This is a genomic window from Mycobacteriales bacterium (assembly GCA_040902655.1).
In the GTDB taxonomy this organism is placed as follows: domain Bacteria; phylum Actinomycetota; class Actinomycetes; order Mycobacteriales; family SCTD01; genus SCTD01.
In genome coordinates this window covers 59,868-68,800 of record JBBDWV010000056.1, presented here as the reverse complement: position 1 = coordinate 68,800, position 8,933 = coordinate 59,868, and the positions used below count along the sequence as shown (strand labels likewise).

The following is an 8,933-nucleotide window of genomic DNA, read 5'->3' as shown; positions in this document are numbered from 1 at the left end:
AACAAGCCGCCCGCTGAATCACGCGATCACGAGACGGTGGATTCGGGCTCAGCGGACGCTCCGCGGCTGTCGTTCCGGCTGCGCGCCGACGCCGTGTCGGTGCTCGATGTGGCCTCGTCTCTGCGCACGGTCGGTGCGCGGCTGGACGGTGCTCCCGTCGGAGCCGCCCTGCGCCTGGTGGCCGCCGCGCTGCCGGGCGTCGAGCTGGCGCGGGCTGCGTCCGAGGAGGCGCAGGAGTGGGCTTGGGAGATGACCCAGGTGGGTGCCGTCTTCGAGCCCTACGCCGCGCTGCTGCAGGTCGCGGTGGAGGGTCAGCGCCGGGCTGACGCCGCCAACGCCGCGGCGCGCCGACGCTGATCCGGTGCTCACGGTCTCGCGCCTGCGCGGTGGGTCGCCGGAGTCGCTGCCCGCAGCGGCAGCCGACCTGCGGGCGACGCAGGCCCCGCTGCGCGAGCTGCAGCAGGGGTCCCTTGACGGTGGCCTTCCAGACCTTCGCGGCCGCGCCGACGGCCCGCTGCAGGAGCTTGCCGGCGGCCTGCACTGGCAGGTGCGGTGACCGGCACGACCGTCGGCGGCGGGCGCGTGCGGCTGCTGCTGCCGCGGGGCCGGCCGCCGATCAGCCGATCACCACTTCACAACGCTGGTAGCTGCAGCACGCTGGCGCGCAGACCGCCCAGCTGGTCGTCGAGCACGATGTCGAGCTCGTCCCGTCCGCACATGGCGGCAGCACGCCAGCAGGCCTGCCTGGCGAGGTCGGCCACCGCCGGATGGGCATGCGCCTGCAGGCTCAGAACAACGGTCGCGCGCGGCTCCGCGTCGCCCACCACCATCGTGACCAGACGGACAGCGGCGACTCCGTCGACGGCACCTACCTCGTCGCACAACCGGGTCTCCAGCTGCTCGTCCGGCACGGCGGGCGCACCGAGGTAGACGGCGGTGCCCGCCGGAACGGGACCGGCGAGCGCGAGCTGGGCCAGCCCGTCTGGGTCCAGTCGCACTCCGACAGGCTCACCAGGGTTGAGCGCGAGGCCGAGCCCCGTACCGGCCAGCAACGAGGCGATCTCGTGACCCGGCCGCTCGACCACAGGACCGGTCCACCCGGCGTCGACGGCCCGCTGGGGGCTGGTCCAGGCGAGGACCGGAGGCTGGCCGTCCAGCTCGCGCGCCGCAGGGCGTGGGCTGCCGTCAGCCACGTCCAGCCCCAGCGTCAGGGGCTGATCGGCCAGGGCCTGCAACAGCTCGTCGTCCACCCTCCCTCGACCTCGCGCCTCGACGAGCGCTGTCTCGGCGGGGTTCATGTTCTCGGTCTCCTTGTTCTCACGTCGCTGCGTCAAGGGTGCCGCGGGTCCGGTAGGAGGCCTGTGCGATGTCGGGGTCGTAGGTGAGCAGCAGCTCGGGATCGAGCCACGTCGTGCTGTGGGCCGGGGTCGCACTGCCATAGGACACGAAGGTCGCGGTGAGCCGTCGGGCAGCCAACCGCACCTGCCTGTCATCCGCGGACACCAGCGTCGCACCGCTGAGCAGTAGCGGGCGTGTCCCTCACCGACCGAGACCACGAGCACATCGCTCTCGACTGTCACCTGGTCGAGCCGGTCAGGGTCGTACGGGTTGCCGCGCACACCCGCCGGGTGAACAACCACGAGCCTGCCCTGCTCGACCGCCGCCACGGCCTCCACCATGTGCGCGAGAGCGTCCAGGTCGTTCATCGCTGGAGGTTCCATGACGCCGCCGCGTACGCCCTGCTGAAGGGCCGGAGGGTGTCTGACGTCCATCGTCGGATGGCTTGGCCGAAATTGGTTTCGGATGCGCCTTCGAACGGAACTGATGCGCCAGTCGTGGCCGTGCACGTCGACATCGAGGAGAAATCTTCCTGTGCCCTGCACTCGTGGAGTCAGGACGGCGGGGCGAAGCCGCCCAACTCATCATGGACAATGCCGCCGTGTGGGACCACCTGACCATGATCGGTAGCCAGCCTTCGAACAGGGCGGTGGGTGCGATCATCGCCGCCGTTCGCACCGTCCTCCTTGGCTGACGTCGGCGCCGGCTCTGCCCTGTCGCTCGTGCCCTCATCCAGTGGCCGGCAGCGGTTCCCGTTCACCGTGCTCGACCAAGCCATTCACCTTCTTGACTCTCCGGCAGAGCCCTGGAGCATCCAGGTCGAGCTGCAGGTGAGCGGACATCTCGACGAGCAGCGCCTCCGGTCCGCGCTCTTCGACGCGCTCTCCGCCCACCCCATGGCCCGTGCCAGGCAGCTTCCGACTCGACGCACCGACCGCACCTGGATCTGGGAGATCGCTCTTGCTGCCGAGATCGACCCGCTCCGGGTCGTGGACTGCCCCGACGACGCCGCCTTGGCCGCCGTCCGCCAGGAGTTCTACAGCCGTCTCGTACCGCTCATCGAGGCGCCACCGTTCCGGCTCGTCCTGGCCCGGCGACCGGTAGGCGACATCCTCCTGCTCAACGCCAATCATGCCGCCTTCGACGGGTTCGGCGCCCTGCGACTCCTGCGGTCGATCGCCCACGCCTACACCGAGATACCTGAGAGCCCGCCGCTCGTCGATGTGGACGAAGCCCGCGACGTGCACCGGCACGCGGCCGCCGGCGACCGCCCGGAACGTGTACGCCGGTTCCGGATGCTGGCCGGCATGGCCTCCGACCTGGTCCGACGCCCAACACGTCTTGCTGTCGATGGGGGTACCGCCGAGCCCGGCTACGGCTTCCATCTTGTCGCCCTCACCGAGGAACAGACCCACACCCTCACCACCCACAAGGCAAGCAGTGTCAACGAACTGCTCCTCACCGCGTTGACGCTGGCCATCGCCGGGTGGAACCAGGAGCTCGGGGCCGATTCTGACCGAGTCGGGATCCTCGTCCCGGTCAACCTGCGTCCCAAGACGTGGTCTGACGATGTGGTCACCAACATGGTCCTGGAGGCCCAGGTCCTGACGCGCTCCGCGCAACGCACCGATCGGCGCGCCACGCTCCAAGCCGTGTCCGAGCAGAACCAGCGGATCCGGCAAGGGGCCGGTGCAGCCCTCATCGAGATCATCGGCGGCTGGACGTCGCTTCCCCTGTGGGCCAAGCAGCCCCTCTCGGCACTGCTCTGGCTTACCGGAAACAGGCTCGTCCCGACAGCGGTGCTGTCTAACCTCGGCAGTCTCACCGACCCGCCAGACTTCGGGCCGGTCGCCGGTCGGACCGGCAACGTCTGGTTCTCCTCACCGGCCCGCATGCCGTGCGGTCTCGCCGTTGGTGCCGTCACGACCGCCGGCCGGCTCCACCTCTCGATCCGCTACCGGCACCCCCTCCTCGGCCCTGCCGCGGCCGCCCGCTTCACCGAGCGATTCGTCACTGAACTCGACCGGCTGGCCCTGACGTGACCGCCGGCCTGTCGGTTGACGGCGAAGAGGGTCGAGTACTCGGATCTGTTGACGGTGGATCAACGAGCTGGGCCGGGTCTTCGTCGCCCGCCGCGGCCGGTCGGAGCTGACCAACACCATCCTCACCGAGGGACAGGTGCGCGACCTCGTCGAAAAGATGCTCGAGAGCAGCCCCCAGCCCTGCTCGCTGGCGTCGTAGCGCACCTCCACAAGGAACACCGGGGCCTGCTCGGTCGTGCCGGTGAGCATCTGGTTGTCGCTGTCGCTTGGCGGCTCGCCGACCTGGTCGACGAAGGCCTGGATGTCTGCCGGGTCTATCCCCAGCACGTCGGCCTCTTCCAGAAGCTCGGTCTGCACGGCGTGGAGGTCGACGCCGATCACCGGCAACGACCGGACCCGGGGGATCCGGTTCAGCGTCTGCGAGACCTGGCCGAGGGGGACGTTGACCCGGCGCAGCCAGCCGGGCGGCTGCCACGGCACCTTCCCGGCGGCCCTGCGCAGCTGCCGGACCTCCCGCAGGGCGGTCCTGTACGCCTTGCGGGCGTGCGCGGCCAGTGACGTCACGGCCCCCGCCGCCGCGCCGCGCACCGCTCGCAGCAGCTCGCCGGCGAGCTCGTCCACGGTCGCGTCCTCGTCGAGCTCGACCAGGACGTCGGCCAGCGACTGCGTCACCGGGTCCGCGACGGTCAGGGCGAGCTGCAAGGGACGTCCTTCCGCACGGGGGCACGAGGCGCGCGAGGCTCGCAGTGTCCCTCACCGGAGGGGCCGGAAGGCCGCTTCGGTGCTCGCCCCCGTCGACGACCCACGGTCGACGAGCCCCGACGGGTATGCGGCGCGCCGCTTCCACCGCTGTCCACAGGCCCCTCGCGCGCCACCCGGTCCGTCGGTACGGTTCGCGCGTTTCGGGGCCGAGGGGGTGGATCGCGTGGTCAGCACTGCCGTCGGCGCGGTCGAGGCCGAGGTCCGTGAGCTCGTCCGGCGGCGCGGGCTGGACCCGATCGAGGACCGGGCCGCGATGCGCCGGCTGGTCGACGAGGTCGTGGCTGACTACGACGAGCGTGCGCTCACCAGCTCGCTGCCGCCGCTGGCCGACACGAGGGCCGCAGCGCGTGCGGTGTACGACGCGGTCGCCGGGGTCGGATCGCTGCAGCGCTACCTGGACGACTCAGCGGTCGAGGGGATCTGGATCAACGAGCGACTGACTGCTGGGTGCAGAGTCGGCTCCGACGTTCACTCCGGCGGTACGAGGAACTCGCAACGGGGGCCACTGGCACGACGCAGTCGGACATCGAGAGTCGCCATCCTGGCTCCCAGGTTCTCGGCCAGGGCGACGTACCATCCGTCGTAGGTGGTGACGTTGGGCCGCAGCTCCCATGCCCGGGCTGCGCAGGCGCCGTAGGGGAAGAGCTCGACGCGCAGCGCGAGCAGGTCTTCGTGGGCCAGCGACGCGGTGTCGGCGGTGATGTCGGCGGACAAGATCGATCGGCGCAGCACGTTCGCGACCTCGACGGGCATGAGGTGCGGGGCGGCCAGCGGTCCGGCGGTGAGCAGCTGCTCTGCCCACGTCCCTGTCGGGCCGGTGTCCAGCAGCGCAGCGGCCACGACAGAGGCGTCGACGACGACCGTCAACGGCGGTCCGCGTCGCGATGGGCCAGAACGCGATCCGTGCTGATCGACCCGCCGGTTGCCGCCTTGCGGGCTCGGACCCTGGACAGCCAGACCTCAGCGTCGGGACTGTCCGCCAGTTCGACCAAGCGCATCCGCAGGTACTCCTGGAGCGAGCGGCCGGTCAGCGCTGCCCGGGCGGCCAGCTCGGCGCTGGTCTCGTCGGGCACGTCCCGGATAGTGATCGACTTCGCCATGATGGCATTCTGCTGCGACAAGCACCGAAACGCAAGGGTGCACCGTGTCAGCGTTGCGCCCGCGCCTGCGAAGCGCGACTCCCTGCGCGTGGCGAGCAGGGCAGCGCGCCACGGCGAGCGATGTCAGCTCGTCGCCGGGCCGCCGCGGTTCCGGCAGCGGCCCGCGACGCGACCACGGCGATTCCGCGCGAAGGGCGACGTACGCGCCGGGGATGGGCGCCCGACATCATCTTGTGAGCTCGATTCCTGGCACCACTTCCGGCTTGGGTGTGTCGGCGGACTCGACCAGCCGGGACCGCAGGTACTCCTGGAGGCAGCGCCCGGTCAGCGCGGCGCGCAGCCAACTCGGCGCTCACGGCCGTGCGGTCGGTGTACGACGTCGCCGCCGGCAGATTGCCCGAATGCGATCGGCTCGGGTTGCCGACACTTGCGCCGGGACGATGGCGCTCCGGCAGGGGGCGGCAGCGGCCGGTCACGGACACCGTCGAGCGGCACAGGCGTTCCCGGCACAAGGCTGCGCGGGCGCGGGGGAGTTGTCCACAGCCTGGTGCGCACGGGACGTCGAGCCGATACCTTGCCCGGCGTCGAAGTGTGGGCAGTTCGGACGGAAGGCGCGGGCGTGAGCGCGGTCGACACCGTCGAGTCCGAGGTGCGCGAGCTCGTGCGCCGGCGCGGCCTGGACCCGATCTCGGACCGCCTGGAGATGCGCCGGCTCGTCGACGAGGTCGTCAGCGACTACGACGACCGGTCGCTCACGTCCTCGCTCGCCCCGCTGGCCGACCCGAAGGCCGCGGCCCGGGCGGTCTACGACGCGGTGGCGGGCTTCGGGCCGCTCCAGCGCCACCTGGACGATCCTTCGGTGGAAGAAATTTGGATCAACGAGCCGGGGCGGGTCTTCGTCGCTCGACGGGGGAGGTCCGAGCTCACGACGACGATCCTTCACTCCGGCCAGGTCCGTGACCTCGTGGAGAAGATGCTCAAGAGCACCGGTCGGCGGGTGGACCTGTCCACGCCCTTTGTCGACGCGATGCTTCCGGACGGCTCCCGGCTGCACGTCGTCATCCCCGACATCACCCGCCAGCACTGGTCGGTCAACATCCGCAAGTTCGTGCTGTCGGCCGACACGCTCGAGGAGCTGATCGGCCTCGGCACGATCACGCCGCAGGCGGCGCGCTTCCTGGAGGCGGCTGTGGTCGCCGGGCTGAACGTGATCGTCGCCGGCGGCACGCAAGCAGGCAAGACCACGCTGTTGAACTGCCTGGCCTCCGCGATCCCCGGGCGAGAGCGGGTGATCACCTGTGAGGAGGTCTTCGAGCTCAAGATCTCGTTGCCCGACGTCGTGTCCATGCAGACCCGGCAGGCCAACCTCGAGGGCACGGGCGAGATCCAGCTGCGTCGACTGGTCAAGGAGGCGCTGCGCATGCGCCCCGACCGGATCGTCGTCGGCGAAGTCCGCGAAGCGGAGTGCCTCGACCTGCTGGTCGCCCTGAACAGCGGAGTTCCCGGCATGTGCTCCATCCACGCCAACTCCGCCCGCGAGGCCATCGTCAAGCTGTGCACGCTGCCGCTGCTCGCAGGGGAGAACGTCGGCCACAACTTCGTCGTCCCGACCGTCGCGAGCTGCATCGACATCGTGGTGCACACCGCGAAGGAGGCCAGCGGTGCCCGCCGGGTGCGGGAGATCGTGGCGGTGCCCGGACGCGTGGAGGGCGACGTCGTCGAGGTCGCGGACCTGTTCGTCACCCGGGGTCAGCGCCTGGTCCGCGCCGACGGATACCCGCCGCATCCCGAGCGCTTCGAGTGGGCCGGGATCGACCTGCCCGCGCTGCTCACCCCCCACAGCGGCTTGTAGCCGTGGGCGCGCTGCTCGGGCTGCTGTTCGGGCTCGGCTGCCTGCTCGTCTGGCGCTCCGGCACGCGGCGCTCCCTGCCGCGGCCGCGCACCGGAGGCACGCTCGGCGACCGCGTCCGCGACCTGCTCGCTCAGGCCGGCATCGACGGCGTCACGCCCAGCCAGCTGTTCACGGCCAGCGCCGCGCTCGGCGGAATCATCTTCCTGCTCGTGCTCGGCACCTCGCAGGTGCCGGTCATCGCCCTGCTGTTCGGTGGCTTCGCCACCTTGCTCCCGCTGTTGCTGGTCCGCCGCCGGCGGTCCCAGCGCAGTGTCGAGCTGCGGGAGGTCTGGCCCGAGGCGGTCGACAACCTGGCCAGCGGCGTGCGTGCGGGCCTGTCGCTGCCGGAGGCGCTGACCCAGCTGGGCGTGCGCGGGCCGGACCAGCTGCGGTCGGCGTTTCGCCGCTTCGGTGCCGACTACCGCGCCACCGGCCGCTTCGGGGAGAGCCTGGACACCCTCAAGCGCAGCCTGTCCGACCCGGTGGGCGACCGCGTCGTCGAGGCGCTGCGGATGGCCCGCGAGGTCGGCGGTACCGACCTCGGGCGGCTGCTGCGCACGCTGTCGACCTTCCTGCGGGAGGACGCCCGTACCCGCGCCGAGCTCGAGACCCGGCAGGGCTGGACGGTCAACGCCGCGCGACTGGCGCTGGCCGCGCCGTGGGCTTTGCTGCTGCTGCTGTCGACGCGACCCCACGCTGTGGAGGCCTACAACACCACCACCGGAGCTCTGGTGCTGCTCGTGGGCGGGGCGGTGTCCCTGCTCGCCTACCGCGTGATGCTCCGCATCGCCAAGCTGCCGACCGAGCGCCGGGTGCTCCGATGAGCGCCGTCATCGGGATGGGGCTCGGCGTGCTCGCCTCCGGCGGTCTGCTGCTCGCCGCTGCCGGCACGCCGGCAGCCCGCCGTCCGACGCTGGACGACCGGCTGGGCCCGTATCTGCGTGACACACCTCGGCCGTCGCGGCTGCTCGCCGGCAGCGCGGCGTTGACGCCGTTCCCGACGCTCGAGCGCATCCTGCGCCCGGTGCTCGGCGATGCCATGAGGTTTCTCGAGAAGTGGGTCGGCGGCATCGTGAGCGTGCGCCGCCGGCTCGAGCAGCTCGGTGGGGACATGACCGTCGAGCAGTTCCGGGCCGAGCAGGTGATCTGGGGCGGCTTCGGGCTCGCGTCGGCGCTGGTGCTGGCCGTCTTCCAGCTGCTCGGCGGCGGCGCGAACCCGCTGTCGCTGCTCGGCGCCGCTGTCGCGTTCACCGTCGCCGGTGTCCTCGGCCGGGACCGGTGGCTCACCCGTCAGGTCACCGCCCGCGAGGAGCGGATGCTCGCGGAGTTCCCGACCGTCGCCGAGCTGCTGGCTCTCGCGGTCACCGCCGGGGAGGGACCGGTCGGGGCGCTCGAGCGGGTGAACCGCATCTCTGCCGGCGAGTTGAGCAAGGAACTCGGCCGCGCGCTCGCCGAAGCCCGTGCCGGCGCCTCGCTGGTGCAGGCGCTCGACGGCATCGCCCGGCGCACCTCGCTCGCGCCGCTGTCGCGTTTCGTCGACGGGGTCGCCGTCGCCGTCGAGCGTGGTACGCCGCTCGCGGAGGTGCTGCGGGCGCAGGCGGTGGACGTACGGGAGGCAGGAAAGCGCCAGCTGCTCGAGTCGGCCGGCAAGCGCGAGATCGCCATGATGGTGCCGGTCGTCTTCTTCGTGTTGCCGGTCACGATCGTCTTCGCGCTGTTCCCCGGCTTCTACGGCCTCTCGCTCACCACGTCATGACCCCCCGGCCGTCGCACCTCACTCCTGTGCCTCGCAGGAGGACA

10 protein-coding genes are annotated in these 8,933 nt (G+C 71.3%); 6 read left to right on the top strand and 4 right to left on the bottom strand.

The features are described 5' to 3' along the window. Both WD794_16320 and WD794_16315 read left to right on the top strand, forming a co-directional pair. Nucleotides 1-357 (top strand): hypothetical protein (locus WD794_16320; protein ID MEX2291877.1); only part of this gene is annotated, 357 nt, incomplete at its 5' end. 4 nt (nt 358-361) lie between these two features. Beyond that, a complete protein-coding gene (locus WD794_16315; GenBank protein MEX2291876.1) occupies nt 362-556 on the top strand; it encodes a hypothetical protein in 195 nt (64 codons plus the stop codon). Between the two features lie 76 nt (nt 557-632). Here WD794_16315 and WD794_16310 read toward each other — a convergent pair whose 3' ends face one another. Together WD794_16310 and WD794_16305 are read right to left on the bottom strand one after the other, a co-directional pair. Then, nucleotides 633-1,298, bottom strand: a complete 666-nt coding sequence (locus tag WD794_16310; GenBank protein MEX2291875.1) for an enhanced serine sensitivity protein SseB C-terminal domain-containing protein — start codon at nt 1,296-1,298, stop codon at nt 633-635. Between the two features lie 19 nt (nt 1,299-1,317). Beyond that, the gene (locus WD794_16305; protein MEX2291874.1) at nt 1,318-1,476 is read right to left on the bottom strand and encodes a hypothetical protein; all 159 of its coding nucleotides are present in this window, start codon (nt 1,474-1,476) and stop codon (nt 1,318-1,320) included. Between the two features lie 584 nt (nt 1,477-2,060). On the opposite strand from WD794_16305, the gene WD794_16300 reads away from it, so the two are divergent. After that, complete coding sequence (locus WD794_16300; protein MEX2291873.1) at nt 2,061-3,380, top strand: condensation domain-containing protein; 1,320 nt, start codon at nt 2,061-2,063, stop codon at nt 3,378-3,380. A 1,230-nt stretch (nt 3,381-4,610) separates the two neighbouring features. On the opposite strand, the gene WD794_16295 is transcribed toward WD794_16300, so the two are convergent. Next, nucleotides 4,611-5,009, bottom strand: coding sequence for a type II toxin-antitoxin system VapC family toxin (locus WD794_16295; protein MEX2291872.1), 399 nt, complete (start codon nt 5,007-5,009; stop codon nt 4,611-4,613). After that, nucleotides 5,006-5,242, bottom strand: a complete 237-nt coding sequence (locus WD794_16290) for a hypothetical protein (GenBank protein ID MEX2291871.1) — start codon at nt 5,240-5,242, stop codon at nt 5,006-5,008. Before WD794_16290 ends, WD794_16295 begins: the two co-directional genes overlap by 4 nt. A gap of 619 nt (nt 5,243-5,861) precedes the next feature. On the opposite strand from WD794_16290, the gene WD794_16285 reads away from it, so the two are divergent. From WD794_16285 to WD794_16275, 3 genes are read left to right on the top strand one after another with little or no spacing between them, the layout of a single operon-like run. Next, a complete protein-coding gene (locus WD794_16285) occupies nt 5,862-7,094 on the top strand; it encodes an ATPase, T2SS/T4P/T4SS family (protein ID MEX2291870.1) in 1,233 nt (410 codons plus the stop codon). A gap of 2 nt (nt 7,095-7,096) precedes the next feature. Beyond that, on the top strand, nt 7,097-7,957 hold the full coding sequence (locus tag WD794_16280; GenBank protein ID MEX2291869.1) for a type II secretion system F family protein: 861 nt from the start codon (nt 7,097-7,099) through the stop codon (nt 7,955-7,957). Next, on the top strand, nt 7,954-8,889 hold the full coding sequence (locus WD794_16275; GenBank protein ID MEX2291868.1) for a type II secretion system F family protein: 936 nt from the start codon (nt 7,954-7,956) through the stop codon (nt 8,887-8,889). The genes WD794_16280 and WD794_16275 overlap by 4 nt, the downstream gene beginning before the upstream one ends. The last annotated feature ends 44 nt before the right edge of the window (nt 8,890-8,933 follow it).